General features: G+C 73.6%; 21 protein-coding genes. 11 read left to right on the forward strand and 10 right to left on the reverse strand.

The genetic code is table 11. The features are described from left to right. Window positions 1–111: 111 nt before the first annotated feature. Window positions 112–1,626 carry an acetyl-CoA hydrolase/transferase family protein gene (locus tag OVA32_RS05300; RefSeq protein WP_267715668.1) on the reverse strand — a complete coding sequence of 505 codons (1,515 nt, stop codon included), beginning with the start codon at window positions 1,624–1,626 and terminating at the stop codon, window positions 112–114. A 290-nt stretch (window positions 1,627–1,916) separates the two neighbouring features. On the opposite strand from OVA32_RS05300, the gene OVA32_RS05305 reads away from it, so the two are divergent. From OVA32_RS05305 to OVA32_RS05320, 4 genes are all read left to right on the forward strand, one after another. Then, window positions 1,917–2,924, forward strand: a complete 1,008-nt coding sequence (locus OVA32_RS05305; protein WP_267715670.1) for an IS481 family transposase — start codon at window positions 1,917–1,919, stop codon at window positions 2,922–2,924. A gap of 10 nt (window positions 2,925–2,934) precedes the next feature. After that, window positions 2,935–3,945 (forward strand): NADP-dependent oxidoreductase, encoded by a 1,011-nt coding sequence (locus OVA32_RS05310; protein WP_206482132.1) that lies wholly within the window; start codon window positions 2,935–2,937, stop codon window positions 3,943–3,945. A 70-nt stretch (window positions 3,946–4,015) separates the two neighbouring features. Further along, window positions 4,016–5,338 (forward strand): DUF4921 family protein, encoded by a 1,323-nt coding sequence (locus tag OVA32_RS05315; RefSeq protein ID WP_267715830.1) that lies wholly within the window; start codon window positions 4,016–4,018, stop codon window positions 5,336–5,338. Between the two features lie 43 nt (window positions 5,339–5,381). Next, on the forward strand, window positions 5,382–7,034 hold the full coding sequence (locus tag OVA32_RS05320) for an ABC1 kinase family protein (protein WP_210078909.1): 1,653 nt from the start codon (window positions 5,382–5,384) through the stop codon (window positions 7,032–7,034). A 28-nt stretch (window positions 7,035–7,062) separates the two neighbouring features. Here OVA32_RS05320 and OVA32_RS05325 read toward each other — a convergent pair whose 3' ends face one another. Then, window positions 7,063–8,193, reverse strand: coding sequence for a saccharopine dehydrogenase family protein (locus OVA32_RS05325; RefSeq protein ID WP_210078908.1), 1,131 nt, complete (start codon window positions 8,191–8,193; stop codon window positions 7,063–7,065). A 143-nt stretch (window positions 8,194–8,336) separates the two neighbouring features. On the opposite strand from OVA32_RS05325, the gene OVA32_RS05330 reads away from it, so the two are divergent. Further along, window positions 8,337–9,326: a cation diffusion facilitator family transporter gene (locus OVA32_RS05330; RefSeq protein WP_020626298.1), complete on the forward strand. Its 990-nt coding sequence runs from the start codon at window positions 8,337–8,339 to the stop codon at window positions 9,324–9,326. 27 nt (window positions 9,327–9,353) lie between these two features. Here OVA32_RS05330 and arfB read toward each other — a convergent pair whose 3' ends face one another. Together arfB and OVA32_RS05340 are read right to left on the reverse strand one after the other, a co-directional pair. Continuing rightward, a complete protein-coding gene (arfB, locus tag OVA32_RS05335; RefSeq protein WP_230277996.1) occupies window positions 9,354–9,809 on the reverse strand; it encodes an alternative ribosome rescue aminoacyl-tRNA hydrolase ArfB in 456 nt (151 codons plus the stop codon). Beyond that, window positions 9,802–11,247, reverse strand: coding sequence for an MFS transporter (locus OVA32_RS05340; protein ID WP_230277997.1), 1,446 nt, complete (start codon window positions 11,245–11,247; stop codon window positions 9,802–9,804). The genes arfB and OVA32_RS05340 overlap by 8 nt, the downstream gene beginning before the upstream one ends. Before the next feature lie 238 nt (window positions 11,248–11,485). Here OVA32_RS05340 and OVA32_RS05345 point away from each other — a divergent pair, with 238 nt between their 5' ends. Further along, window positions 11,486–12,736, forward strand: a complete 1,251-nt coding sequence (locus OVA32_RS05345; RefSeq protein ID WP_020626295.1) for a hypothetical protein — start codon at window positions 11,486–11,488, stop codon at window positions 12,734–12,736. A 14-nt stretch (window positions 12,737–12,750) separates the two neighbouring features. Here the strand turns inward: OVA32_RS05345 and OVA32_RS05350 are convergent, their stop codons facing one another. After that, window positions 12,751–14,493: a bifunctional 3'-5' exonuclease/DNA polymerase gene (locus OVA32_RS05350; RefSeq protein WP_020626294.1), complete on the reverse strand. Its 1,743-nt coding sequence runs from the start codon at window positions 14,491–14,493 to the stop codon at window positions 12,751–12,753. Between the two features lie 138 nt (window positions 14,494–14,631). On the opposite strand from OVA32_RS05350, the gene OVA32_RS05355 reads away from it, so the two are divergent. Further along, entirely contained in the window at window positions 14,632–16,113 is a 1,482-nt protein-coding gene (locus tag OVA32_RS05355; RefSeq protein ID WP_163721262.1) for a sugar porter family MFS transporter, read from the forward strand. A 73-nt stretch (window positions 16,114–16,186) separates the two neighbouring features. Here OVA32_RS05355 and OVA32_RS05360 read toward each other — a convergent pair whose 3' ends face one another. Beyond that, window positions 16,187–17,488 carry a dicarboxylate/amino acid:cation symporter gene (locus OVA32_RS05360; protein WP_163721264.1) on the reverse strand — a complete coding sequence of 434 codons (1,302 nt, stop codon included), beginning with the start codon at window positions 17,486–17,488 and terminating at the stop codon, window positions 16,187–16,189. Window positions 17,489–17,716: 228 nt separating this feature from the next. Between OVA32_RS05360 and OVA32_RS05365 the strand changes: the two genes are divergently transcribed. Genes OVA32_RS05365 through OVA32_RS05380 form a run of 4 tightly spaced genes read left to right on the forward strand, consistent with a single transcriptional unit; the run spans window position 17,717 to window position 21,115 of the window. After that, the gene (locus OVA32_RS05365; protein ID WP_049145926.1) at window positions 17,717–18,358 is read left to right on the forward strand and encodes an ABC transporter permease; all 642 of its coding nucleotides are present in this window, start codon (window positions 17,717–17,719) and stop codon (window positions 18,356–18,358) included. Further along, window positions 18,355–19,362, forward strand: coding sequence for an ABC transporter ATP-binding protein (locus OVA32_RS05370; protein WP_098092236.1), 1,008 nt, complete (start codon window positions 18,355–18,357; stop codon window positions 19,360–19,362). The genes OVA32_RS05365 and OVA32_RS05370 overlap by 4 nt, the downstream gene beginning before the upstream one ends. Continuing rightward, on the forward strand, window positions 19,359–20,111 hold the full coding sequence (locus OVA32_RS05375; RefSeq protein WP_044659379.1) for an ABC transporter permease: 753 nt from the start codon (window positions 19,359–19,361) through the stop codon (window positions 20,109–20,111). Before OVA32_RS05370 ends, OVA32_RS05375 begins: the two co-directional genes overlap by 4 nt. Further along, the gene (locus tag OVA32_RS05380; RefSeq protein WP_159833329.1) at window positions 20,108–21,115 is read left to right on the forward strand and encodes a glycine betaine ABC transporter substrate-binding protein; all 1,008 of its coding nucleotides are present in this window, start codon (window positions 20,108–20,110) and stop codon (window positions 21,113–21,115) included. Before OVA32_RS05375 ends, OVA32_RS05380 begins: the two co-directional genes overlap by 4 nt. Window positions 21,116–21,144: 29 nt before the next feature. On the opposite strand, the gene OVA32_RS05385 is transcribed toward OVA32_RS05380, so the two are convergent. The 4 genes from OVA32_RS05385 to nadA form a co-directional block, all read right to left on the reverse strand. After that, complete coding sequence (locus OVA32_RS05385; protein WP_060973549.1) at window positions 21,145–21,615, reverse strand: alkaline phosphatase D family protein; 471 nt, start codon at window positions 21,613–21,615, stop codon at window positions 21,145–21,147. A 360-nt stretch (window positions 21,616–21,975) separates the two neighbouring features. Continuing rightward, window positions 21,976–23,148, reverse strand: coding sequence for a cysteine desulfurase family protein (locus OVA32_RS05390; protein WP_159833327.1), 1,173 nt, complete (start codon window positions 23,146–23,148; stop codon window positions 21,976–21,978). Further along, window positions 23,145–24,065 carry a carboxylating nicotinate-nucleotide diphosphorylase gene (nadC, locus tag OVA32_RS05395; protein ID WP_078025870.1) on the reverse strand — a complete coding sequence of 307 codons (921 nt, stop codon included), beginning with the start codon at window positions 24,063–24,065 and terminating at the stop codon, window positions 23,145–23,147. Before nadC ends, OVA32_RS05390 begins: the two co-directional genes overlap by 4 nt. After that, window positions 24,062–25,390 carry a quinolinate synthase NadA gene (gene nadA / locus OVA32_RS05400; protein ID WP_078025869.1) on the reverse strand — a complete coding sequence of 443 codons (1,329 nt, stop codon included), beginning with the start codon at window positions 25,388–25,390 and terminating at the stop codon, window positions 24,062–24,064. Before nadA ends, nadC begins: the two co-directional genes overlap by 4 nt. Window positions 25,391–25,405 lie beyond the last annotated feature (15 nt).

Below are 25,405 nucleotides of genomic sequence, written 5' to 3' on the forward strand. Positions count from 1 at the left end.
GGCACGTGCCCGGAGCCGGCGTGATCTCACCCTGCCGCGAGGCGCGGCCCACTGTAGGGTGCCCCGTCGCGAGGCGCGGCCCGTTCCGCAGGTGTCCGGTCCGGCGGGCCGTCAGCCTTGACGCATCGTCCCGGTCTCGAGGAAGCGCTGGTGCCAGGACAGGGCCTCGCCCAACAGGTGCGGGGTGTGCAGGCCGTCCGACCCGCGCATCGCGCGGTCGAAGTAGTCCCGCAGCTGCTCCCTGTAGTCCGGGTGCGCGCACGTGTCGATGATCGTGCGGGCGCGCTGCTTGGGGGAGAGGCCGCGCAGGTCGGCCAGCCCCTGCTCGGTGACCACCACGTGCACGTCGTGCTCGGTGTGGTCCACGTGCGGGACCATCGGCACGATGCAGGAGATGTCCCCGCCCTTGGCCGTGGAGGGGGTGAGGAAGAACGAGGTGAACGCGTTGCGGGCGAAGTCGCCGGAGCCGCCGAGGCCGTTCATCATCTTCGTGCCCATCAGGTGCGTGGAGTTCACGTTGCCGTACAGGTCGGCCTCGAGCATGCCGTTCATGGCGAAAATGCCGAGGCGGCGCACGAGCTCGGGGTGGTTGGAGATCTCCTGGGTGCGCAGGATCAGCTTGTCCCGATACTTCGCGGCGTTGTCGTTGAACCGTTCGGCGGCCTCGGTGGACAGGGAGAACGCGGTCGCGGACGCGGTCGCCAGCGTGCCGGAGTCCAGGGCGTCGAGCATGCCGTCCTGCACCACCTCGGTGAACGCGGACAGGCCCGTGAATCGGGACTTCACCAGCTCGGACATCACCGCGTTCGCGATGTTGCCCACGCCCGACTGCAGCGGCAGCAGCCGCTCGTCGTACCGGCCCTGGGCCACCTCGTGCTCGAAGAACTCCACGAGGTGCTGGGCGATCGCGATCGAGTCCGCGTCGGCGGGTTTGAAGGCAGAGTTCCGGTCCGGGGCGTGGGTCTCGACGACGGCCACCACCTTGGCCGGATCGCACCGCAGGTACGTCTCACCGATGCGGTCCGCGGGGTGGGTGAGCATGATCGGCGTGCGATGCGGTGGCAGCGCGGTGCCGTAGTAGACGTCATGCAGACCCTCGAGGTCCTCGCTCTGCCACGAGTTGACCTCGAGGATCACCTGATCCGCCAGGTCGATCCAGGACTTGTTGTTGCCCACGGAGGAGCTGGGGACGAGACGGCCGTCCTCGCGGATCCCGGACACCTCGATCACCGCGGTGGTCATGGGCCCGTAGAAGCCGTTCCACACGGTCTGCGCCAGGTGGGACAGGTGCGTGTCGATGTACTCGATCGCGCCCGCGTTGATCTTGGCGCGCATCGTCGGGTCCGACTGGAACGGGGTGCGCAGCGCGACGGCGTCCGCCTCGGCCAGCGCACCGTCCATCTCCGCGGAGGTGGACGCCCCCGTGTGGAGGTTGATGCGGAACTCCTCGCCGCGCGCGTGCAGCTCCTTGGCCCGCTCGGCCAGCGCCATCGGCACGGCCTTCGGGTAGCCGGACCCCGTGAACCCGCTCATGCCCACGGTGGTGCCGTGCTGGATGAACGCCGCCGCCTCCGCGGCGGACATCACCTTCGACCGGAGGCCGGGGTGGTGGATGCGGGACGACATGGGTGAGGCCTCCGTGCGGGTGAGACGAGTCGAGCGAGAGCGCTGTGACGTGGAACAGCGATCAGCGTACCCGCGTCACGGGTGGCCGTGGGGATGATCACGCCGGAGGTCACCGAGCCCGACCTGCGTGATCGACGACGGCGAACAGGGCTCGGCACTCCGGGTCGGCGCGCCTAGGTGTTGTGGGTCATGAGGTTCTTGCCACGGGGTACGGGCTGAGATGAGACGAGTGGGCCTCTCCCGCAGGATGGAAGTTCCTCAACAACCCACCTGCCAGAAGAGACCCGCTCATGACTCACGCTAACGCACCCCTGACCCCGACCGGCCGTCTCAGGATGGTCCACCGCCACCTGCACGACGGGATCCCGCAGGCATACGTGGCCGCCGAGTTCCGGGTGAGCCGGCCCACGGTGGCCACCTGGGTGGCCCGCTACCGCGCCCAGGGAGAAGCCGGCCTTCAGGACCTGCCCAGCCGGCCGCACCGTTCACCTGCCCAGCTCGATCCGGTCTTGGTCGCCCAGATCCACGCCCTGCGGCGGGAGCGCAAGTGGTCCGCACGGCGCATCCATCACCACCTCGTCTCCGAGGGCCACCGGGTGTGTCTTCGTACCGTGGGACGGTGGCTGCACCGACTCGGGATCTCCCGCCTACGGGACCTGACCCCGGCCGGAGAAGACCTGCGCCAACGACCCCAGAAGATCACCGCGAGAGGGCCGGGGCACATGGTGCACCTGGACGTGAAGAAAATCGGGCGCATCCCCGAGGGGGGCGGCTGGCGTGCTCACGGCCGGGACTCCGAGAACGCGCGAGCAGCCAAGCGCGGGCCTGGCCGACGGGTCGGGTACACCTACCTGCACTCGGCGATCGACGGGTACACTCGCCTGGCGTACACCGAGGCGTTGGAGGACGAGAAGGCGGTGACCACGATCGGGTTCTTCTGCCGGGCGCGGGCGTTCTTCGCCGCCCACGGCATCCGGATCGACAGGGTGATCACGGACAACGGGAACAACTACCGGGCCGTGGACTTCACCGCGAAGGTGGTCTCGCTCGGAGGCCGGCACCACCGGATCCGCCCCTACACCCCGCGCCATAACGGGAAGGTCGAGCGGTACAACCGGCTGATGGTCGATGAGGTCCTCTACGCCCGCCCCTACACCTCAGAGCGGGCTCGGCGTGAGGCCCTGCAGGTGTGGGTGAACCACTACAACTACCATCGGCCTCATACCTCCTGCGGAGACGCTCCTCCGGCCTCACTGGCACCGACCCGAGTCAACAACGTCATGCCCTCCTACACCTAGGCTCGGCGTCATGCGAGCACTCGTCCTCCAGTCCTACGGCGGCCGTGAGGCCATGGCCCTCACCGACGTCCCCGCCCCCACGGCCGGCGCCGGCGAGGTGCTGATCCGCACCCGCGCGGTCGGCCTCAACCCCGTCGACGCGATGCACCGCGAAGGCGACTTCAAGGCCATCGCCCCCGACGCCTTCCCCACGGTCGCCGGCAACGAGCTCAGCGGCATCGTCGAGACCGTGGGCGCCGGGGTGACCGCGTTCGCCCCGGGTGACGCGGTGATCACCCGCGTGGACCCCTCCGGCCACGGGGCGTTCGCCGAGCTGGCCGCGGTGCGCGCGGACTGGGTGGCCGCCGCGCCCGCCCGCATGCCCCTGACGGACGCGGCCGGCCTGCCGCTCGCCGGCCTGACCGCCCAGCAGGCACTCGGCCCGGAGCACCTGGACCTGCAGCCCGGGGAGCGGCTGCTGATCACCGGGGCCGCCGGCGGCGTCGGGCTGATCGCCACGCGCCTGGCACACCTGCGCGGCGCGCACGTGACCGTGACCGCCTCCGCGGCGGGTGAGCCGTACGTCCGCGAGGCCGGCGCCGACGCGGTGATCGACTATCGCGCCCGCACCGTCGCAGAGGGGGGCGAGCGCTTCGACAAGGTGTTCGACCTCATCGGCGGTGATCAGATGGCCGAGCTGCTCGGCTCGATCGAGCCCGGCGGCCGGCTGGTGACCATCGCGGGCCCGCCGAGCCCCGGCAGCCTTCGTGAGACCGCGCGCCCGTCGCGTCGGCCGCTGGCCGCCGTCGTCTCCCGGGTGGCCAGTGCGAAGGTGCGCCGGGCCGCGAAGAAGGCCGGGGTGACCTACGAGTTCTTCCTCATGCATCCGGACGGGGCGGGCCTGGCCGAGCTCGTCCGGCTCGTGGACGCCGGCGAGCTGGCCGTGACCGTGGACAGCCGCTACCCCCTGGCCGACTGGGAGCAGGCGTTCGAGCGTCTCGAGTCCCACCATGCCAAGGGCAAGGTGCTGCTCGAATTCTGACCGGCGGGCGCGTCGGCGCCGGCCTGCCCGGGCCGGCACCGCCTCGTATCCTGGCCTCGTGCACCCGTCTGTGAGCGAGCCCCTCACCCGACTGCCGGACGGCACCGTCAAGCAGCGCAACCCCTTCACCGGCACCGAGGTCTGGACCGTGCCCGGCCGCGGCCACCGCCCGCTCGGCCTCGTCCGGCCCGCCCCGCAGCCGCTCGACCCCGCCCAGCAGGGTCGGCACTGCGCCTTCTGCGAGCACCGCCTGCTGGAGACGCCGCCGGAGAAGTCACGCATCGTCTCCACGAGGGCCGACGACGGCGCCCCGGTCTGGCAGATCCTGCGGCACCCGGCCGTGGAGCGGCTCGAGGAGACGACCCCGGCCTTCCGCCGGGTCCCCAACCTCTTCGAGATCCTCAGCTACGACTACTGGCGTCTCAACCACGGCTACGAACTCCCCCCTGACGCGCGCCGCCGCCGTGACGAGTACCTGGCCACCGAGGCCGGCCGCGCCCACGTGCGCGCCGTCGTCGCCGCGAAGCTGCGCGCCTCCGGCCGCTCCGCCGAGGAGGCGGCGGCGATGTCCGAGGCGGAGCTGATCGGGGCGTCGGCCGCATTCTTCGGCGGCACGCACGACGTCGTGATCGCTCGGCGGCACTTCGTCGACGGGGCCGTGGACGACCACCAGCTGGCCTCCTCGGGCACCCTCACCCCGGACGAGCACCACGCGTTCCTGGCCCTGACCGCCGACGCGATGCGGGACCTCTACGCGACCACGCCCGCCGTGCAGTACGTCTCCGTGTTCCAGAACTGGCTCAAGCCCGCCGGCGCCTCCTTCGACCACCTGCACAAGCAGCTCGTGGCCATCGACGAGGTCGGCGCGCAGAACGCCGCCGCCCTGGGCCGGCTGCGCGAGGACCCGCAGGTGTTCAACCACGCCGCGCTGGACGTGGCCGTGGCGCACGACCTCGTGATCGCCGCCAACGAGCACGCCGTGATGTTCGCCGGCTTCGGCCACCGGTACCCGACGGTCGAGGTCTACTCCACGAGCCCGGTGGGGCAGCCGTGGCGGCAGACCGCGGCCGAGCTGCGCGCCGTGTCCGACCTGCTGCACGCCGCCCACGCGGCCACCGGGCCCGATGTCCCCTCCAACGAGGAATGGCACACCCGCCCGCCCGGCGTCGCGTCCCCGATGCCCTGGCGCGTGATGCTCAAGTGGCGCGTCTCCACCCTCGCCGGCTTCGAGGGCGCCACCAAGATCAACGTCAACACGATCAGCCCGTGGGACGTGCGGGACCGGGTGCTGGCGCGGCTGCGGGAGCTGCGGGCGGCGGGCGCGCTCGCGGACGGGATGCGGATCGGGGCCGACGCGCGGGTCCGGCCGGGCGCCCTGCGGTACGCCGACTGAGCGGCGAGACTCACCCCTCCGCGCGGTCGGTAGCGTGGGCGTCATGGCCCTCCACCTGCAGCGCTACCGCGAGATCGCCCACGTCATGGCCCGCAACGGCCTCAGGGCCACGGCCGTGCAGGCCGGGCTCTCCCGGTGGCTGCCCCTCGAGGAGGGGGAGCCGCACCTGGGCATCGACGCCGAGGCCCGCCCCGAGCTGTTCGTGCGCACGTTCGAGGAGCTGGGCGTCACCTTCGTGAAGCTCGGGCAGCTGATCTCGGCGCGCCCGGACCTGTTCCCCGAGGCCTACTGCGCGGCGTTCGCCCGCCTCACGGACAGCACGACGGCGGTGCCCTTCGAGGCCGTCGCCCGGACGGTCGAGGAGGACCTCGGCGCCGACGTCGACACCCTGTTCGCCTGGTTCGACCGGGCGCCCCTGGCCACCGCCTCCATCGGTCAGGCCCACCGTGCGCGCCTGCACGACGGGCGCGCCGTCGTCGTGAAGGTCCGCAAGCCCGGTGTGATGGAGCAGGTCCAGGCGGACCTGGAGATCCTGCGGACGCTGGCGGCCACGTGGTCGCGGGCCTCACGGACCTTCGCCGACCTGGACGTGCCGGCCATGGTGGACGAGTTCGACCGCTCGCTGCGCGCCGAGCTCGACTACGTGGTGGAGGCGCGGGCCTGCGAGGAGATCGCCGCCGGCTTCCGGGACACCCCGGGCGTGCGGTTCCCGTGGATCGAGTGGGACCTGACCACCTCGCGCGTGCTGACCATGCAGGAGCTCTCCGGGCTGCGCGTGGACGACCTGGCCGGACTCGACGCCGCCGGCATCGACCGGGAGGAGCTGGCGTACCGGGCCGCCGAGGTGCTGCTGGCCATGGTGTTCGAGCACGGCGTGTTCCATGCGGACCCGCACCCGGGCAACCTGTTCATCGAGCCGGACGGGACCGTCGGGTTCATCGACTTCGGCTCCGTCGGGCGGATCTCCCCGTCCCTCCGGCGCCGGTTCGCGGGCCTGGCCATGGCGCTGGCCCGGCAGGACACCGACGGGCTGGTGCGGGCCCTGCTGGACATCGCCCCGCCGCGCGGCCCGGTGGACCGCCGTCGGCTCCGGCTGGAGGTGGCCCGGATCATCGGCCGCCTCGAGGGGCGCGAGCTCGAGGACATCCGCGTGGCGCAGCTGGTCTCGGAGATCTTCGCCCTCGTGCGGCGTCACCGGCTGTCCCTGCCGCCCGAGCTCGTGCAGCTGCTGCGGATGCTGATCATCGTGGACGGCATCGGCCGCCGCCTGCACCCCGGCTTCGACTACACCCGCGTGCTCGACCCCTTCGCCCTGCGCCTCGTGGGGGAGCACCTCGACCCCCGGCGGGTGGCGGGCCGGATCGGCCGGGCCACGATCGCGGCGGCCGAGCTCGGCATCGACCTGCCGGAGTACGCCCGCAAGGTGATGGAACGCATCGACGACGGCGGGGTCGACGTCACCGTCCGCGCGAGCGAGCTCGAGCCGCTCGTGACGCGCCTCGAGCGGACGGGCGACCGGGTGGTGGCCGCCATGGTGGTGGCCGCGATGATCACCGGCGGCACGAACGTGCTCGTGGCGTACAAGGACCGGCTGGGCCGCTTCGCCGGGCCGGTGGTGGCCGCCGGCGGCGCCGCCCTGACCGGCGGCAGCGCCTATCTGGCCTGGATCAGCCGCCCCCGCCGCCGTCCCCGCTGAGGGCCGCGGGCGCGTTCCGTCGTCGGGATCATGCCCGCACCAGACCGGCCGCGGTGCAGGCCGTCTCGAAGTCGTCGAGGCCGAACGCCTGGATCGGGCTGACGACGCCGGCCTCGCGGGCCCGGCCTGCGGCGAGCTGCCGGGCGCCCCAGGCCATGAGGTCCCCGGTCAACGTGTAGGCGTTGGGGCCGCGCAGGTGGACGTCCGCCACGACGCGGCCGGCCGCGTCGCGCGCGATCGCCCCGACCCGGGAGCCCGTGCGGGCCCGGTCCGCGGCGTCGGGGCCACCCGGGCCCCCGGCCAGGGGCCGCAGCAGGGCCTGCACGCCGCGGGCGACGCCGGGGAGCCACCCCACCGCGCCGAGGGCGGCGGCGCCGATCTGCGTGGGCCGGGCCGGGAACCAGCCGTTGAAGACCTCGACCTCGTCCAGGCCGGGCTGCATCCGCGGCAGGAACAGGGACTCCGTGCCGCCGAACAGCACGCCGCGGCGGTCCTGCCCGTCGACCCGGAAGACGGCCGACCGGCTGGCCGGGCCCGTGGTCGCCAGCCGCCCGCCGCGCCACGTGATCGTCCGCTCGGTGAGGGCGCCCACCATCGTCTGGCGCGTCCCGTGGCTGAGGTCGACGCGCGGGTCCAGCTCGCCGTCGGCGAAGTAGCCGATCTGCAGGGACCGTGCGCGTCCACCGGCCTCCGCCAGCGCGAGCCCGCCCGCGAGCATGCCCGGCGCGTAGTCGAAGCCGAGGGCGGGCAGCAGGGTGGCGCCCGTGCGTCGGGCGGTGGCGTCCAGGTCCGCCTTGAGGTCCTTCACGAAGCCGATCTCACCGGTCGAGTCCACGTAGTGCGCGCCCCGCTCCGCGGCGGCGCGGGCGACCGGTCGGCCGTAGCGTTCGAAGGGGCCGACCGTGGAGACCAGCACATCGCCCTCCGTGACCAGGGCCCTCAGCGAGGCGGGGTCCCCGGCGTCGGCGACGGCGACCTCCAGCCCGTCGTGCCGCCTCGCCGCGTGCTGGAGCGAGTCCCGGTTCCGGCCTGCCAGCACGGGCCGTGCACCCTGGGCCACGAGGGCGTCCACGACGAGGGATCCGGCGTAGCCCGTCGCGCCGAGCACGATGATGCGGGGGGCGTCGGGGTGGTCGAGGTGCAGGGGAGAATCCGTCATGGCCCCACGCTAGGCCGAGCATGCGGAGACCTCACGGGCTCGGCGACGCCGATCCGCGTGGACCCCGTCTCGCGCTCCTGGACCGGCGGACCCGGACACGGCGAGCCTGGCCCGGCACCCGCCTGCAGGGGCAGACTCGGGGGATGACCCGTACCCCGCCCGCCGTCGCCCCGCCCGCCGCCGAGTCCGGCGGCGAGAGCCTGCTGACCGTCCTGATCGCCCTCGGCGTGAACACGGTGATCGCCGTCGTCAAGTCGATCGTGGGCGCGGTCACCGGCTCAGCCGCGATGGTGGCGGAGGCCGCGCACTCCTGGGCCGACGCCGGCAATGAGGTCTTCCTGCTGCTGGCGGAGCGTCGGGCCGGCCGAGCCCCCGACGCGCGGCACCCGCTGGGCTACGGGCGCGCGGCCTACGTGTGGTCGATGGTCGCGGCCTTCGGCCTGTTCGCGGTGGGCTCGGCGGTCTCGGTCTGGCACGGGATCACGGCCTGGTCCGCCCCCGAGGAGGAGGCGGAGTACACGATCGCGTACATCGTGCTCGCCGTCGCGTTCGTGCTCGAGGGCATCTCGTTCCTGAACGCGCACCGGCGCGTCCGCCGCGACGCGGAGCGGCGGCACATCAGCGATGCCACGTTCCTGCGCCAGACCTCGGACCCCACCCTGCGCGCCGTGTGGGTAGAGGACGCCTCGGCCCTGATCGGCCTGGCCATCGCGGCCGCCGCCCTCGCCCTGCACCAGCTCACCGGGGACCCCCGGTGGGACGCCGCCGGCTCGATCCTCGTGGGCGTGCTGCTCGGGGTCGTCGCGATCTTCCTGCTCTCGCGGAACATGGCGTTCCTCGTCGGCGAGGTCGCCGACCCGGTGATCCGGACCCGGGTGCTGCGCTGGCTGCTGGAGCGGCCCGAGGTGCTCTCCGTGAGCTACCTGCACCTCGAGTACGTCGGCCCGGAGAAGCTCTTCGTCGTCGGGGCCGTGGACCTGGCCGGGGACGAGCGGGAGAGCGAGGCCGCGGTCCTGCTCCAGCGCGTGGAGGACGCCCTCCTCGAACACCCGCGCGTGGCCGCCGTCGTGCTCTCCCTGTCCAACCCCGCCCACGCGCCCCTGGCCCCGGAATCGCAGAACACCCGCGTCTGAGCCCGCGCGGCCGGCGGGCGAGCGGCCTCAGTCGAGGCCGGGGCGGCGGCGCGTGTGCTTCACCTCGGAGCGACGGCGTTTGGCCTCCAGGCGGCGCCGCCGGGAGCCGCGCGTCGGCGTCGTGGCCCGCCGCGGCGTCGGCGGGGCCAGGGCCTCGCGCAGCAGCGCCGCGAGCCGCTCGCGTGCGGCCACCCGGTTGCGCCACTGGGCCCGGTGCTCCGCCACGCTGACGGTGAGGACCGTCCCGGCCAGCCGGGGCGCCAGCCGCGCGAGGACGCGGGCGCGCTGGACGTCGTCGAGGGCGGAGGTGGCCGCCAGGTCCAGGCTGAGCTGGACCCGCGAGTCCGCCGTGTTCACGCCCTGACCGCCCGGGCCGGAGGCGTGGGAGAAGCGTTCGACGAGTTCGCCCGCGGGGATGATCAGCCCGCGGGGTGCGCCGGGGCCGGGGGTGACGCGCACGTCGCCGGGGCGGGGCTCAGCCACGGGGGGCCGCCGTCCGTGGTCCGCGCAGGTCCGCGAGTGCGACGAGGAGCGCGAGGGCCATGCACCCGGCCACCAGCGCGAAGGCGGCCATGAACGCCCCGTCCCAGTCGGCACTGGAGGCGACGCCCAGGAACACCCCCACGATCACGGCGGTGCCGACGGCCGTGCCGACGCGCTGGCCGGTCTGCAGGACGCCGCCGGCCGTGCCGGAGTGCCGCGGCGGGACCTCGGCCAGGCTGAGGGTCTGGTTGGGGGAGACCACCAGCCCCTGCCCGGCACCCAAGATGGCGAGGGTGAGCAGCAGCCACCACGGACTCAGGCCGAACTCCCGGTTGGCCCACGCCACCCCGATGGAGCCCACGACGGCGAGCAGCGCCAGCGCGATGCCGAGGACGACGATCTTCCGGCCCGTGCGCAGCACCACGCGCCCGGCCACGGTGGACATCACGCTCGACATGACCGCCGAAGGCAGGCCGATGAGCGCGGCGTGCAGCGCCGGGTAGCCCAGCCCGTTCTGCATGAACATGGCGATCACGACGAACATGCTGGTCGAGCCGGTGAAGTAGATGGCGATCAGCAGGGCGCCGCACGCGAAGCTGCGGGTCTGGAACAGGCGCAGGTCCACCATCGGGGCGCGGCCCCGTCGTGCGTAGCGGGCCTCCCACCGCGTCCAGAGGGCGGCCAGGCCGATGCCGACGGGCACGAGCACGAACCGCCACGGCCCGAGCCCCCGGTCCAGGAACGGGAGCATGACGGCCACGAGGGCGCCGGCCAGCAGGACGACGCCGACCGGGTCCAGGTCCGGACGCCGCGCCCGCTCGGGGACGGTGCGCGGCAGCCACTGGCGGGCCACGATCAGGGCGCCGAGGGCGATGGGCACGTTCACCAGAAAGGTCGCGCGCCAGCCGAGGTCGCCGCCGAGCCACGCGATGAGCCCGCCGCTGAGCAGCGGCCCCACCGCCACGGACACCCCGACGACGGCGCCGAGCGCCCCGAACGCCCGGGCGCGGGAGGCGCCGGAGAACTCGCCCTGGATGAAGCCGGTGACCTGCGGGTTGAGCAGGCCCGCGCCCACGCCCATGACCAAGCGCGCGAGCACGAGCAGGACGCCCGTGGGCGCCAGGCCGGACAGGAGCGCACCGAGCGCGAACACGCCGAGGCCCACCAGGAACAGCCGGCGGCGGCCGAAGAGGTCACCCGCCCGGCCCGCCGGCACGAGCACCATGCCGAACACGAGGGTGTAGCCGGAGATGGCCCACTGCAGCTCCGCGTCACTGGCGTCCAGGCCCCGCTGCAGGGCGGGCAGGGCCACGTTGATGCTGGACACGGCCAGCAGGGACATGAAGATCGGGATGAGGAGCACCGCGAGGATGCGCTGCTGGTGCGGGGTGAAGACCGAGGACGCGGCGTCGTCGGACGGACGCGGGGCGACGGGCATGCGGTCTCCTTCTCGGGGGTGTCTCGGGCGCTCTCCAGGATCGGCCCTCGTCCCGCATCGTGCCAGGTCCCAGGGTCCTCGGCCCGGTGCGGCGCACGGAGGCCATGACCGCGGTCGACGCCCTGCCGCCCCGTCCCGCCGGCGTCGGGTGCGGGACAGAGGCACCTCGGGTCCCCGGTGGTGGAGAAGGCGAACTGAGGGGGCCCGGAACTGCTCCGTCAGGCCGTAGTCTTCACGCATGAGCGAGACGCACGACGAGATGCAGGTGTTCGCGGCAGACCAGGGCCTGCTGGTCTGGGGCTCGTCCCGGGCCCTCGATCTGCTGGACCAGGCCGAGGACGTGTGGGCCAAGGTGGTCACGCCGTCGCTCGTGGCCAAGCTGAGCACGCTGGTGCAGGGGATCTCCCAGGCGCAGCTGGAGGGGGCACGCTATCTCCGGCTGGACGACAAGTCCTACGAGACGGTCAAAGCCCTGGGCGTGAAGAACCTGAGTTCGGGGGTGCTGCGGCGCAAGGACGTCGCCGGCGGTTCCGGAGGCCAGATCGTGAAGCACCTCTCGTTCACGGCGACCCCGCCGGCCAACCCCGCCGCCGTTGCCGCACTGGCGGCGGCCACCACCCAGCTGCAGATCATGGCCGCGCTCGACGACATCCAGGACTATCTGGCCCTCATCGACGAGAAGCTCGATCGCCTCCTGAAGCAGCGCAAGCTCGAGGTCGCGGGTCAGCTGGGCGGCATCGTCTTCGCGATCGAGGAGGCCGAAGCCGTCCACGGATCGACCGGACGGGTCTCCGCGGTCACCTGGTCCAAGGTTCAGCAGAACTCGCTGCTGCTGCAGCAGGTGCAGGCGGAAGCCGTCTCGCAGCTGGCCGCTGTCGCGGACCGCGTCATCGCGTCCAAGGCAGACGTGGACAAGCTGGCCAAGGTCGTCGGCGCGGCCGAGGAGGACGTCCAGTTCTGGCTCGGCATGCTCGCCCGCTCGATGGCCGTCCAGGACCGACAGCAGCTGCTCGAGCTGGCGCGTGTGGAGGAGGACGAACCCGAGCTGCTGGCCGAGCACCGCGAGGGCCTCGTGGCCGCGCGGGTGCACCGCACCGCGCGGATCGCTGAGGCACTCCGGCGGATCAACGAGTCCCTCGTCGAGGCAGGAACCCTGAAGAACCTCGGTTACGTCGCCAACCCGATCAGCTCGCGCCGCGTCACCCGGGGGTCGAATGCCGTGACCGATCAGGTGGTCGAGTTCGTGACGCACACGGACATCGAGCTCGACGCCCTCGGGCGCGTCGCCGGGAAGCGGTGGTTGGAGGCCGCGCAGGGGTTCGCGGGTGAGGTGAAGACGGCTGTCGAGACCAACGCCGTGGACGCCAAGCAGGGCGCCAGCCGATTGGGTCGGACCCTGCAGGCCAAGCGCGAGGAGCGCATGCTCGCCAAGGCCGAGGAGATCCGAGCCCGGCGGGCGGAGATTGAGCCAGCCGACGACGGCGCCTGACCCCCCAACGCCCCTCACTTCGCGTCCGCGTACGACCCCACGCTGGAGACGGTGAGCGGGAAGTCCACGGGGGCGGGACCGAACAGCAGGCGGCCGGCGGCGCTCGCGGACTCCGCCACGACCGTCCGCACGGCCTCGGCCTCCGTGGCCGGGCCGTGCAGGACGACCTCGTCGTGGACGAAGAACACGAGTTCCGTGCGCATGCCGGCCGAGCGCAGTCGACGGCGGATCTCGCCCATCCAGCACAGCGCCCACTCGGCCGCGGTGCCCTGCACCACGAAGTTCCGGGTGAAGCGGCCCTGGGAGCGCCGCCGTCGCCGGGCCGCGGACTCGGCGGCCTGGGTGCCGACGTCGGACACGGACTCCTGCCACTTCCGCCCCGGTGCGGGGGACCAGCGGCCCAGCCACGTGGACACCTGGCCGCCTCCCTCGCCGACGGTGGCCGCCCGCTCGAGCAGGCCGATCGCTCGGGGGTAGAGCCGGCGCAGGTGCGGCATGAGCGCCGCGGAGTCGCCCGTCGTCGAGCCGTACATCGCACCCAGCAGGGCGATCTTCGCGCGCCCGCGGTCGGCCAGCGCGGTGCCGGCCGCCCGGCCCTGCTCCGCGACCTCCCGGTACAGGTCGGGCGTGGTCCCGGCACGGGCCAGCGCCTCGTCGGCGGCCATCGCGGCGAGGATGCGCGGCTCCACCTGGGAGGCGTCGGCCACGGTCAGCGTCCACCCGGGGTCTGCGCGGACGGCGTCGCGTACCCCGGCTGGGATCTGCATGGCCCCACCGCCGTGGGCGGCCCACCGCCCGGTCACCACGCCGCCGACCAGGTAGGCGGCGTGGAACCGGCCGTCGTCGCCGATCCACTGGTCCAGCCAGTGCCAGCCGTTGGCCGTCCACAGCCGGGCCAGGGCCTTGTACTCCAGCAGAGGCGCGAGCAGCGCGGCCCGCGCCTCGCGTTCCGCGCCGCCGGCGTCGATCCAGTGCTTCAGGTCCCACTGCCGCGTGGACTCCACGGCCACGCCTGCCGTCTGCAGCGCCCGCAGCAGGCTGGGCTGCGAGTCGGGGCTCAGCCCGGGGGAGCCCAGGACGTCGGCGATGCGTTCGGCCAGGGCCTGCAGGCGGGCCGGACGCTCGCCCGGTGCAGGCCGGGGGCCGAGCTGCTCGGCGAGGAGCGCCTCGTGCACGCCCCGGTCCCACGGCAGACCCGCCGCCCGGATCTCCGCGGCCACGAGTGCGCCCTGCGACTCCGCCGCCGCGAGCAGCCGCAGCCGGTGGGGGTGGGCTGAGCCCTCGACGGCGGCCCGCTGCGCGGCCAGCTCGGCCGCGAGCACGGTGACGTCCGGAGCAGGGCCGGTCTCGTCCGGCAGGTCGAAGAAGGACTCCTGACCGGCGGGCACCCGCGCGGGGCGCTCGGGTTCCGTGGGGTCGGCGACCTCGAGCTGCGCCACGGGCGTGTAACGCACCCCGCTGCCCGGCGCCGTTGCCGCGTGCCGCAGGATCCGCTGGACGAGGGCCAGGTCCCAGCACCGATCCACCCGCACCCCCGCCACCAGCCAGGCGGCGTACTCCGTCCCGACGTCGGCGAGCACCCAGCGGACCGTGCTCGGGTCCACGCCCAGGCGGGCGGGCAGACCGGCCACGAGCCCGGCCACGGACCCGGCGGCGCAGGATCCCAGGGGAGAGGCGCCGTCGCCTTCCCCGTCCAGGGCCCACCAGGCGCCGGGGCTGCCGACGGAGGCGGGGGCGGGGCCCAGGACGACGAACATGGCCCTCATTCTGCCCCGCCGCCTCCTCTGCGCGGGGAGAGGGGCTGTGCGACTTGCACGCTCGCCGAGCGGAGAACACACTGTGCGGACGCACCGGCGCGCAGCGGGCCGTCGGGCGCCACCCAGAGAGGACCCACCATGACAGCGACCCGGTCCGGCGGCGCCGCGACGTCTCGCCTCAACGCCAAGGTGGTCGGCATCTCGGTCGCCGCCGCGCTCGGCGGTTTCCTGTTCGGCTTCGACACCTCTGTCATCAACGGCGCCGTGGACGCCCTCGCCGGGGAGTTCGGCCTCGGCGCCGGTCTCACGGGTTTCGCCGTCTCCTCGGCGCTGATCGGCTGCGCACTCGGCGCCTGGTTCGCCGGGCCGATCGCCAACCGCCGCGGCCGCGTGCCCGTGATGGTGATCGCCGCGATGCTGTTCCTGGTCTCCGCCATCGGCTCGGGTCTGGCGTTCGGCGTGGTCGACCTGATCGTCTGGCGCATGGTCGGCGGCCTGGGCGTGGGCGCCGCGTCCGTGATCGCTCCGGCGTACATCGCGGAGGTCAGCCCGGCCCATGTGCGCGGTCGCCTCGGCTCGCTCCAGCAGCTGGCGATCGTCCTGGGCATCTTCGCCGCGCTCCTCACGGGCGCGCTCTTCGCGACGATGGCCGGGGGAGCGGCGCAGCCGTTCTGGCTCGGCGTCGACGCCTGGCGCTGGATGTTCCTGGCCGAGGCCGTCCCGGCGGTGCTGTACGGCCTGTTCGCCCTGAAGCTGCCGGAGTCCCCGCGCTACCTGGTCGCCCGCGGCCGCACGGACGAGGCGGCCGAGGTCCTGCACGAGTTCACCGGTGTGGACCGGGTGAACCTGATGATCGAGGACATCCGGCGCTCGCTGGACTCGGAGCGCCGCGAGTCGCTGGCGGACCTGCGTGGACCGGCGGCGGGCCTGCAGCCGATCGTGTGGATCGGCATCCTGCTCTCCGTCTTCCAGCAGGCCGTGGGCATCAACGTGATCTTCTACTACTCCACCACCCTGTGGCGCTCGGTGGGCTTCGGGGAGTCGGACGCCCTCACGGTCACCGTGATCACCTCGGTCACGAACATCGCCGTCACCCTCATCGCGATCGCCCTGGTGGACCGCGTCGGCCGTCGCCCCATGCTGATCGCCGGCTCCGCCGGCATGACGGTCAGCCTCGGCCTGATGGCACTGGCCTTCTCCTTCGCGCAGACCGGCGGCGCCGAGTCCGTGTCCCTGCCGCAGCCGTGGTCCACCGTGGCGCTGGTGGCCGCGAACGCCTTCGTGGTGTTCTTCGGCGCCACCTGGGGGCCGCTGGTCTGGGTGCTGCTGGGCGAGATGTTCCCGAACCGCATCCGCGCCGGCGCGCTCGCCGTGGCCGCCGCCGCGCAGTGGGCGGCGAACTTCACCGTCTCCACCACGTTCCCGTGGCTGGCGGACATCGGCCTGACCCTCGCCTACGGCCTGTACGCGGTCATGGCGGCGCTGTCCCTGGCCTTCGTGGCGGCCTTCGTCCCCGAGACCAAGGGCAAGACGCTCGAGGAGATGAGCGACGTCGTCGTGCGCTCCCCGGGGCAGCGGCGCGCGGTGCGCGCCGAGGCCGAGCGGGGCCTGCGCGGCTGACACCGCCCGTCCCGACGACGGCCCCCTCCCAGAGCTTCTGACAGGGAGGGGGCCGTGGTGTGTGCGGGGCGGGTCAGCCGGCGTCGGCGCCGGTGGCGACCTCCTCGTCGTCGCGGTGATCCAGGCCCTCGTCCTCGGAGTCCTCGATGAGACGGTCCCCGGCGATCTTGTCGACGATCAGCGCGATGGCGGCGTCACCGGTCACGTTGGTGGCGGTGCCGAAGGAGTCGATGGCGATGTACGTGGCGACCATGAGCGCGACCTGCGGCTCGGTGAAGCCGAGCATCGAGGACAGCAGGCCCGAGGCCGCCACGATCGCGCCGCCGGGCACGCCGGGCGCCGCGACCATGGTAACGCCCAGCATGAAGATGAAGCCCACGAACACCGGGATGTCGATCGACTGGCCCGAGAGGAACAGCACTGCGATGGAGAACGAGACGATCTTCACCGTGGAGCCGGCCAGGTGGATCGTCGCGCACAGCGGCACGACGAACGAGGCGATCGGCCGGCGCACGCCGAGCAGTAGGGTCTGGCGCAGGGTCACCGGGATGGTCGCCGCCGAGGACGAGGTGCCCAGGGCCGTCGCGTAGGCCGGCAGCATCGTCTTCAGGGCCGTGAACGGGTTGCGGCCCGCGATCGCGCCCGCGACGACGTACTGGATGAGCAGCAGCACCACGGTGAGGCCGAAGACCAGCAGGATCACACCGAGGAACGTGGTGATGACCTTGAAGACCTCACCGGCGGCGGTCATGTTCAGGAACACGCCGAAGATGTAGACGGGCAGCAGCGGCACGATCAGGCCCATGACGACCCGCTCGATGATGGATCGCAGCTGGTCGAAGCCCTCGTGCAGGGCGCCGCGCGGCAGCGTCGTCAGGCCGATGCCGAGCACGAACGCGAGCAGCAGGGCCGTCATCACGCCGAAGGGCGGGTCCATCTGCACCTCGAACAGCGGGCCGAGCAGCGCGTCCTCGGGGTTGGCCATCGCCTCGAAGGACCCGGGGGTGAGGATCAGCGGGAAGACGAGCAGGCAGACCAGCAGGGCGCCGAAGCCGCCGAACAGGGTGGAGCCGTAGGCGATGCCACCGGTCAGGGCCAGGAGCTTCCCCGCGCCCCGGCCGATGTCGCCGATGGCGGGGGCGACGAGCGCCAGGATCAGCACCGGGACGACGAAGCCCAGGAAGTTCGAGAACAGCCCGTTGAAGGTGGCGAAGGCCTGCACGAGCCAGGTCGGCGCGACCAGGCCGACGAGGACGCCGGCCACGATCGCGAGGAGGATGCGGGGCAGCAGGCCGACGCGGCGGCGGGGCGCGGCGACGGCGCCCCCGGAGTCGGGGCCGGACGCGTCGAGGGCGTCGGAGTGGGAGCGAGACATGGCCGACACGCTAGCGCAGGCCGTCCTGCCCGTCGCCCGGGCGGCAGGCCATCCGTGGCGGTGCCGGTGACCCCTTTCGTGGTGTAGAACACAGGGAGTGCCACCGTCTCGGGTAGCGTGCAAGAGCACGCCCGCCCCACCCGGACCGAAGGAGACGACGATGACGGTCCTGCCCCACCCCGCAGACGCCCGGGCCGCCCAGGGGCGCGCTGTCGGCGTGGAGGCGGCATGAGCGAGTTCCTCGCCTCACGCTGGCCGGACATCCTCTTCCGCGCCTGGCAGCACGGGTGGCTCGTGCTGCAGGCGCTGGCCATCGCCACCGTGCTCGCCATCGCACTGGCCGTGATCGCCACGCGGATCAAGGCCCTGACCCCGATCGCGAACGCCTTCACCGCCGTCGGGCTGACCCTGCCCTCCTTCGCGCTCATCGGCGTCCTGATCCCCCTGGTGGGCATCGGGACCGTCCCCGCCGTCGTGGTGGTGGTCTTCTATGCCCTGCTGCCCATCCTCCGCAACGCGCTCGTGGGTCTGCGCGGCGTGGACCCGGAGGTGCTGGAGGCCGCCCGGGGGATGGGCATGGGGCCGGTGGCGCTGTTCACCCGGGTGCGTCTCCCGCTGGCCTGGCCCGTGATCCTCACCGGCATGCGGGTCGCAGGCCAGCTCGGCATGGGCGTGGCCGCGGTCGCGGCCTACGTCCTGGGGCCCGGACTGGGCTCGTACATCTTCACGGGGCTGGTCTCCCTGGGCGGCGCCAACGCGTTGAACTACGCCCTCGTGGGCACCCTCGGCATCGTCGTCGTCGCCCTCGTCCTGGACGGGCTGCTCGTGCTGCTCGGCCGCCTCACCATCTCGAAGGGACTGCGCGCATGAGCACCGACCGTGACGCCGGGGCCGAGATCCGTCTCGAGTCCCTGACGAAGCTCTATCCGGGGCAGGACCGTCCCGCCGTGGACGCCCTGGACCTCGTCATCCCCGCGGGGGAGACGGTGGTGTTCGTCGGTCCGTCCGGCTGCGGCAAGACCACCTCGCTGAAGATGATCAACCGCCTCATCGAACCCACCTCCGGGCGGATCCTGATCGGCGGGGAGGACATCACACGCCGTGACCCCACCCGGCTGCGCCGTCAGATCGGCTACGTCGTGCAGGGCGGCGGGATGATGCCCCACCTGTCCGTCGCCGAGAACGTCGGCCTGGTGCCGCGCCTGCTCAAGTGGGACCGCCGGCGCATCGCCGACCGTGTGGACGAGCTGCTCGAGCTCGTCGGCCTGGACCCGGCGATCTATCGGGACCGTTTCCCGCGCGAGCTGTCCGGCGGACAGCAGCAGCGCGTCGGCGTGGCCCGGGGCCTCGCGGCGGATCCTCCCGTGCTGCTCATGGACGAGCCCTTCGGCGCCGTGGACCCCCTCACCCGCCAGCGCCTGCAGCAGGAGATGCTCGACATCCAGGCCAGGGTGGGCAAGACCATCGTGATGGTCACCCACGACGTGGATGAGGCCGTGCTCCTGGGCGACCGGATCCTGGTGCTCGAACCCGGCGCGCACGTGGCCCAGTACGCCACCCCCGAAGAGGTCCTGGCTCGGCCGGCCACCGAGTTCGTGGCCGACTTCGTGGGGTCGGGGGCGGGGCTCAAGCGGCTGGGGCTGCGGTCGGTCGACTCGCTGCCGCTGCGCCCGATCGCACCGCACCCGACGGGCCCGCTGCCGGGCGGGCCCGTGCTCGACGCGGCCACCCCGATCAGCGAGGCCCTCGCGGCGCTGGTCACGGCCCCGGCGGAGGAGATCGCCGTGGTCCGTGATGGCACGGTCATCGGTCTGCTCGACTATCCGACACTGCGCGCGCACGCCCGCGCCGGCGACGAGCAGGCTCGGCCATGATCGCCCGGCTGCGTGCGGCCTCCGCCGAGGACCGCCTGCTCCTGATCGGCCTGCCGCTGCTGGTGGCCGCCCTGCTGATCGGGTGGACCGTCTGGGTGCGCGGGGCCGCCCTCGACGACGTCGAGGCCCGGCTGCTGACCTGGCCCACCGTCCTGCGCCTCACCGCCGAGCACCTGGCCCTCGTCGGCGTGTCCACCGTTCTGGTCGTGGCGACGGCCATCCCGCTCGGCGTGCTGCTCAGCCGCCCCGCCGCCCGGCGGTTCACCCCCGTCGCCATGGGGCTGGCCAACGCCGGTCAGGCCGCCCCGGTGATCGGTGTGATCGTCCTGCTCGCCATGGCGTGGGGGTTCGGCTTCCGGGTCGCCGTGCTGGCCCTGTCCCTCTACGCGTTCCTGCCCGTGCTGGCCAACACGCTGGCCGGGCTGCGGGGCGTCGACCCCACCGTCGTCGAGGCGGCCCGCGGCATGGGCATGTCGCCGGTGCAGACCCTGCTCCGGGTGGAGCTGCCCTTGGCCCTGCCCGTGATCATGGCGGGTCTGCGGACCGCCCTGGTGCTGCTGGTGGGCACCGGGGCGTTCGCGACGTTCATCGACGCCGGCGGCCTCGGCCTGCTCATCCAGACCGGGATCGTCCTGTTCCGTTTCCCGCTGCTCGTCTCGGGGGCGATCCTCGTGGCCGCCCTCGCCCTGATGATCGAGTGGATCGGCCGCCTCGTCGAGACGCTGGCCACCCCGAGGGGGCTCGCATGACCACCTCGCGCGCGACCATCCCATCCCGCCGCCGCGGCCGGACCCCCGCTCGTGCCGCGCTCGCCGCGCTCGGCCTGGCGGCCTCCCTGGTCCTGTCCGGGTGCGGGCTGAGCACCGCCGGCGGCTACCTGCCCTCGGGCACGCCCGCCGGCGAGGTCGCCGGGATCGACCTCGAGGGCGCCCACGTGGCGGTGGGCTCCAAGAACTTCAACGAGGGCGTCGTGCTCGGCAAGATCACCGCGATCCTGCTGCGCTCCGCGGGGGCCGACGTCGAGGATCTGACCAACATGCCGGGTTCGCTCAGTGCGCGCCAGGCCCAGGTCGCAGGCGTCGTGGACGTCGAGTGGGACTACACGGGGACGGCCTGGATCACGTACCTGGGCCACACCGATCCGATCCCGGACGCCCAGGCGCAGTGGGCCGCGGTCCGGGACGAGGACGCGCAGCAGGGCCTGGTGTGGCTGCCGCCGGCCGAACTCGACAACACCTACACCTTCTCCGTGCGCCAGGACCGGGCGGAGGAGCTCGGCCTGGAGACCCTGGCGGACATCAAGGACCTCCCCACGGAGGACCAGTCCTTCTGCGTGAGCGCCGAATTCGCCGCCCGCAACGACGGGTTCCTGCCCATGCTCGAGGCCTACGGGATCGAACGGCCCACCGGATCCCGGCTGCGCCAGATGGACATCGGGGCGGTGTTCGCCGCGGTGGCGGACGGGTCGTGCACCTTCGGGGAGGCGTACTCCACGGACGGGCGGATCGCCGCGCTGGACCTGACGACCCTGCAGGACCCGCTGAGCTTCTTCCCGAAGTACAACGCGGCCCCCATCGTGCGCGAGGAGGTCCTGGCCGAGCACCCCGAGATCGCCGACCTGCTGGCGCCCGTGACCGCGCGCCTGGACAACGCGACGGCCGCGCGCCTGAACGCCCGGGTGGACGTCGACGGCGAGGAGCCCACCCAGGTCGCGTGGGACTGGCTCCGCGAGGAGGGCCTGATCACCGACTGACGGTCCGCCGACGCCGCCGGCACGGCGGATCAGGCAGCCGTCAGCGTGCGCGAGTAGACCGTCCGGCCGACGGCGTTGATCAGACGCACCCGGAACTCGCGGCCGTCCTCGGGGATCTCGACGTGGCCGAAGTACTGGTGCTCGCCGGAGCGCGGCGAGCCCATGACCGGCCCGTGCGCCTCGAAGTCCAGGCGCGGGCCGAAGGTGCCGTCCAGCGTGTTCGGGCCGGACGATCCGGCGTTGATGGGGCCGGCCACGAACTCCCAGAACGGCTCGAAGTCGGTGAACGCCGCGCGCAGCCCGCGGATGAGCCACTGCAGCTGTTCCTCGCCCAGGATCGGGGTCTCGTGGGTCTCGAGACGCTGGGTGTTCTCGCCCTTGTGGGTGCGCATGTCCAGGGCGAACACGTCGAGCGTCGCGCCGCGGGGGATCCTGCGGTGGATGCGGGTGGGCGCGAGGCCGGAGCCGCGGTGCAGGGCCGTGGAGTCGGCGATCGGCATGTACTCCTGCCACGCTCGCCGGGCGCCGTCGTGAAGCGGGCCACGGCCGACTCGCCCAGGCGGCCGGCCTCGTCCTCGAACGCGTACGTCACCTCGAAGCGGGCGCCGGAGGGCAGCGTGTCCGCGAGGATCTTCGCGGTGTGGTCGGCGGCCCCGTCGACCCAGCCGGAGCGCAGGGTCAGCCCGCGAGCGAAGCGGCCGCGCAGCACCAGCCCGTCCTCGTCGACCGCGCGCAGCGTGGCGTGCAGGCGCGAACGGCCGGACTCGGCCAGGCCCCCGGGTGTGTGGCCTCGGGCTGACCCTCGGGTGAACTTCCGACGCCGGCCCCGGCGGCAGCGGGGTCGACCGGCCCGGGGCCGCTCAGCGCAGGGCGGCGACCGTCCGGACGGCGTCGACGATCGCGTCCGCCGCGGCCTCGAGCAGCGGGGCGTCGGCGTCCGGGCCGAACGTGCAGCGCAGGGCCGTGCGCGCCTCGTCCTCGCTGAGGCCCAGCGCGAGCAGGGCCGGGGACGGCTCGGCGTCGTGGGCCGAGCACGCGGACCCCGCCGAGGCCAGCACGCCCCGGCGGGCCGCCTCCTCCAGCACCGACTCGCCGTTCACACCGGGCAGCACGAACGAGGCGTGACGCGGCAGCCGCCGCGCGGGATGGCCGGTCAGCCGCGCGTCGGGCACGAGCGCCCGGACGCCGTCGAGCACGCGCGCCGCGAACCGGTCCCGCAGCCCGGACCACGCGTCCGCGGCCGCGGCGCGCTCCGCCTCGGCCTCCTCGAAGGCCGCCGCGAACCCGGCGGCACCGGCCACGTTCTGCGTCCCGGACCGCCGGCCCCGCTCCTGGCCGCCACCGGGCACGAGCGGTTCCAGGGCGTGACCCGGGCGCACCCACAGCGCGCCGACCCCCTTGGGCCCGCCGACCTTGTGCCCGGACAGCGCCACGAGATCCGCCCCGAGGGCGCGCACGTCCACCGGGATCTGCCCCGCGGCCTGCACCGCGTCCACGTGCAGCGGCACGCCCGCCTCCCGGGCGACGGCGGCCAGCTCGGCCACCGGCTGCACCGTGCCCACCTCGTTGTGGGCCAGGTGCACGCTGACCAGCGCGGTGTCCGGGCGCAGGCGGGCGGCGAGGTCGTCCGCCGAGGTCAGGCCGTCACGGTCCAGCGCGAGGTGCTCGACCTCGACGCCGTGCAGCCGGGCCAGCTGGTCACAGGACTGCCGCACCGCGCTGTGCTCGATCCCCGTGGTCAGCACGTGGCCCGCCGGGCGTCCGGCGAGGATCCGGGCGCGCACCGTGCCGAGCACGGCGAGCGCGTCGGCCTCCGTGCCGCCCGAGGTGAACACGACCTGCCCGGCCCGGGCGCCGATCGCGCGGGCCACCCGCGCGCGGGCGTCCTCGAGCAGGGCCGCCGCCGCCCGGCCGGCCTCGTGCGCCGAGGACGGGTTGCCGTAGACGCCGGTGAGGGCGGGCCACATCGCCTCCAGCGCGCTGCGCCGGACGGGCGCGGTGGCCGCGTGGTCCAGGTCGAGGGTGGTGCTCATCGGCGCGGCGAGACCTCCTCGACCACGGCGTCCAGGCCCAGGTCCAGGGACTGGACGGTATGGGTCAGCGCTCCCACCGAGATCACGTCCACGCCCGTGGCCGCGATCGCCCCGATCGTCTCGAGGCTCACCCCGCCGGAGGCCTCGACGACGGCGCGGCCCGCCACGCGCTCGACGCCGGCCCGCAGCTCGGCCGGCGAGAAGTTGTCCAGCATGATCGTGTCGACCCCGGCGGCGAGCACCGCCGGGATCTGCTCGAGCCGGTCGACCTCCACCTCCACGTGGGTGGTGTGCGGCAGGCGGGCCATCCCGGCGCGCAGGGCCGCGGTGAGGGCCTCGCCCGGGTCGCCGGCACTGCCGAACCCCAGCGCGGCCAGGTGGTTGTCCTTGAGCATCACGGCATCCGAGAGGCTGAAGCGGTGGTTGTGCCCGCCTCCGTCCCGCACCGCCTGCCGTTCGAGCACGCGCAGACCCGGGGTGGTCTTGCGGGTGTCCACCACCCGCGCGTGCCCGCCGCCGGCGCGCACGGCGGCCACGTGGGCGGCCGTCGTCGTGGCGATCCCGGACAGGCGCTGGACGAGGTTCAGCGCCACGCGCTCGGCGCGCAGCACCGAGCGGGCGGGGCCCGCGACCTCGGCGACGACGGCGCCGGGGGACAGGTCGGCGCCGTCGGCCAGGTGCAGGGTGACGGACACGGCCGGGTCGACGAGCCGGAAGGCGGCCTCGAGGGCGTTCGTGCCGGAGAGCACCCCGGGCTCGCGGGCCACCACGCGCGCGGTGATCCGGGCCTGCTCCGGGACGAAGGCCTCCGAGGAGACATCACCCCAGGGCGCGTCCTCGGCGAGCGCGGCGGCCACGATCCGCTCCACGTCCGGCTGCGGGGCCGGCGTCGCCGGGGCGCGGTCGGCCGGGGTCACGTCCCGGCCCCGGCGGACTGCGCGGCCGACTGCTTCGGCGCGACGGCCAGCATCCGCTCGAGCGCGGTGCGGGCCGGCTCGGCGACGGACGCAGGCACGGTGATCCGGTTGACCACGCGGCCGGCCACGAGCTCCTCGAGCACCCACGCGAGGTAGCCGGGGTGGATGCGGTACATGGTGGAGCACGGGCAGATCACGGGGTCGAGGCAGAAGATCGTGTGCTCGGGGTGCTGGGCGGCCAGGCGCTGCACGAGGTTGATCTCGGTGCCGATCGCGAAGGTCGAGCCGGCCGGCGCCGCTTGGATCGCCTTGACGATGAAGTCGGTGGACCCGGAGGAGTCCGCGGCCTCCACCACGGGCAGGGGGCACTCGGGGTGCACGATCACCTGGACGTCCGGGTGCTCGGCGCGGGCCTGTTCGATCTGCGCCACGGTGAAGCGGCGGTGCACCGAGCAGAAGCCGTGCCACAGCAGGACCTTCGCGTCCCGCAGGGCGTCCTCGGAGTTCCCGCCCAGCGGCAGGCGGGGGTTCCACGTCGGCATCTGCTCGAGTGGGATCCCCCTGGCGCGGCCCGTGTTCCGGCCCAGGTGCTGGTCCGGGAAGAACAGGACGCGTTGGGCACGCTCGAACGCCCAGTCCAGCACGGCCGAGGCGTTGGAGGACGTGCACACGATGCCGCCGCGCTCGCCGACGAAGCCCTTGAGGGCCGCGGAGGAGTTCATGTAGGTCACGGGCAGCAGGGGCACGCGCCCGTCGTCGTCCGGCTCGGTGCCGTAGACCGCCTCGAGCTGCTCCCACGCGTCCTCGACCGAGTCCAGGTCGGCCATGTCCGCCATGGAGCAGCCGGCGGCGAGGTTGGGCAGGATGACGGCCTGGTCCGGGGTGGAGAGAAGGTCCGCGGTCTCCGCCATGAAGTGCACGCCGCAGAACACGATCGCCTCCGCCTCGGGCCGGCCCTGGGAGGCCCGCGCGAGCTGGAAGGAGTCGCCCACGAAGTCGGCGTGCTGGACGACCTCGTCGCGCTGGTAGAAGTGGCCCAGCACGACGACGCGTTCGCCGAGCGTCTGCCGCGCGGCGCTGATCCGGGCGTGGAGCTCCTCGTCGGAGGCCCGCTGGTACTCCTCGGGGATGCGGCCCTGCACGGGGGCGTCGGCCGGGACGGCGTCGTCCTGCGATGCGCCGGGGCCGTAGGCGGGCAGGCCGGCGTCGAACGCCCAGGGGCCGCGGGTCAGGTCGGGGGAGCACGAGGAGCCGCGCGCGGCGTCCTTGTCGATCAGGGTCAGGGTGCGGGCCACCGAGGCGGTGGTCCCGGTCGGGGTGGTCATGGGTGACTCCTGGGT

Source organism: Micrococcus sp. SL257 (genome assembly GCF_026625585.1).
GTDB classification, from domain to species: Bacteria; Actinomycetota; Actinomycetes; order Actinomycetales; family Micrococcaceae; genus Micrococcus; species Micrococcus luteus.

Coding starts and splice junctions, on each gene's coding strand:
- OVA32_RS05325 (WP_210078908.1), bottom strand. CDS start 8,193: ATGACGGATTCTCCCCTGCACCTCGACCACCCCGACGCCCCCCGCATC.
- OVA32_RS05375 (WP_044659379.1), top strand. CDS start 19,359: ATGATCGCCCGGCTGCGTGCGGCCTCCGCCGAGGACCGCCTGCTCCTG.
- OVA32_RS05345 (WP_020626295.1), top strand. CDS start 11,486: ATGAGCGAGACGCACGACGAGATGCAGGTGTTCGCGGCAGACCAGGGC.
- OVA32_RS05320 (WP_210078909.1), top strand. CDS start 5,382: ATGGCCCTCCACCTGCAGCGCTACCGCGAGATCGCCCACGTCATGGCC.
- OVA32_RS05330 (WP_020626298.1), top strand. CDS start 8,337: ATGACCCGTACCCCGCCCGCCGTCGCCCCGCCCGCCGCCGAGTCCGGC.
- OVA32_RS05355 (WP_163721262.1), top strand. CDS start 14,632: ATGACAGCGACCCGGTCCGGCGGCGCCGCGACGTCTCGCCTCAACGCC.
- OVA32_RS05365 (WP_049145926.1), top strand. CDS start 17,717: ATGAGCGAGTTCCTCGCCTCACGCTGGCCGGACATCCTCTTCCGCGCC.
- OVA32_RS05310 (WP_206482132.1), top strand. CDS start 2,935: ATGCGAGCACTCGTCCTCCAGTCCTACGGCGGCCGTGAGGCCATGGCC.
- OVA32_RS05390 (WP_159833327.1), bottom strand. CDS start 23,148: ATGAGCACCACCCTCGACCTGGACCACGCGGCCACCGCGCCCGTCCGG.
- OVA32_RS05300 (WP_267715668.1), bottom strand. CDS start 1,626: ATGTCGTCCCGCATCCACCACCCCGGCCTCCGGTCGAAGGTGATGTCC.
- OVA32_RS05350 (WP_020626294.1), bottom strand. CDS start 14,493: ATGTTCGTCGTCCTGGGCCCCGCCCCCGCCTCCGTCGGCAGCCCCGGC.
- OVA32_RS05385 (WP_060973549.1), bottom strand. CDS start 21,615: ATGCCGATCGCCGACTCCACGGCCCTGCACCGCGGCTCCGGCCTCGCG.
- OVA32_RS05360 (WP_163721264.1), bottom strand. CDS start 17,488: ATGTCTCGCTCCCACTCCGACGCCCTCGACGCGTCCGGCCCCGACTCC.
- OVA32_RS05340 (WP_230277997.1), bottom strand. CDS start 11,247: ATGCCCGTCGCCCCGCGTCCGTCCGACGACGCCGCGTCCTCGGTCTTC.
- nadA (WP_078025869.1), bottom strand. CDS start 25,390: ATGACCACCCCGACCGGGACCACCGCCTCGGTGGCCCGCACCCTGACC.
- OVA32_RS05370 (WP_098092236.1), top strand. CDS start 18,355: ATGAGCACCGACCGTGACGCCGGGGCCGAGATCCGTCTCGAGTCCCTG.
- OVA32_RS05380 (WP_159833329.1), top strand. CDS start 20,108: ATGACCACCTCGCGCGCGACCATCCCATCCCGCCGCCGCGGCCGGACC.
- OVA32_RS05305 (WP_267715670.1), top strand. CDS start 1,917: ATGACTCACGCTAACGCACCCCTGACCCCGACCGGCCGTCTCAGGATG.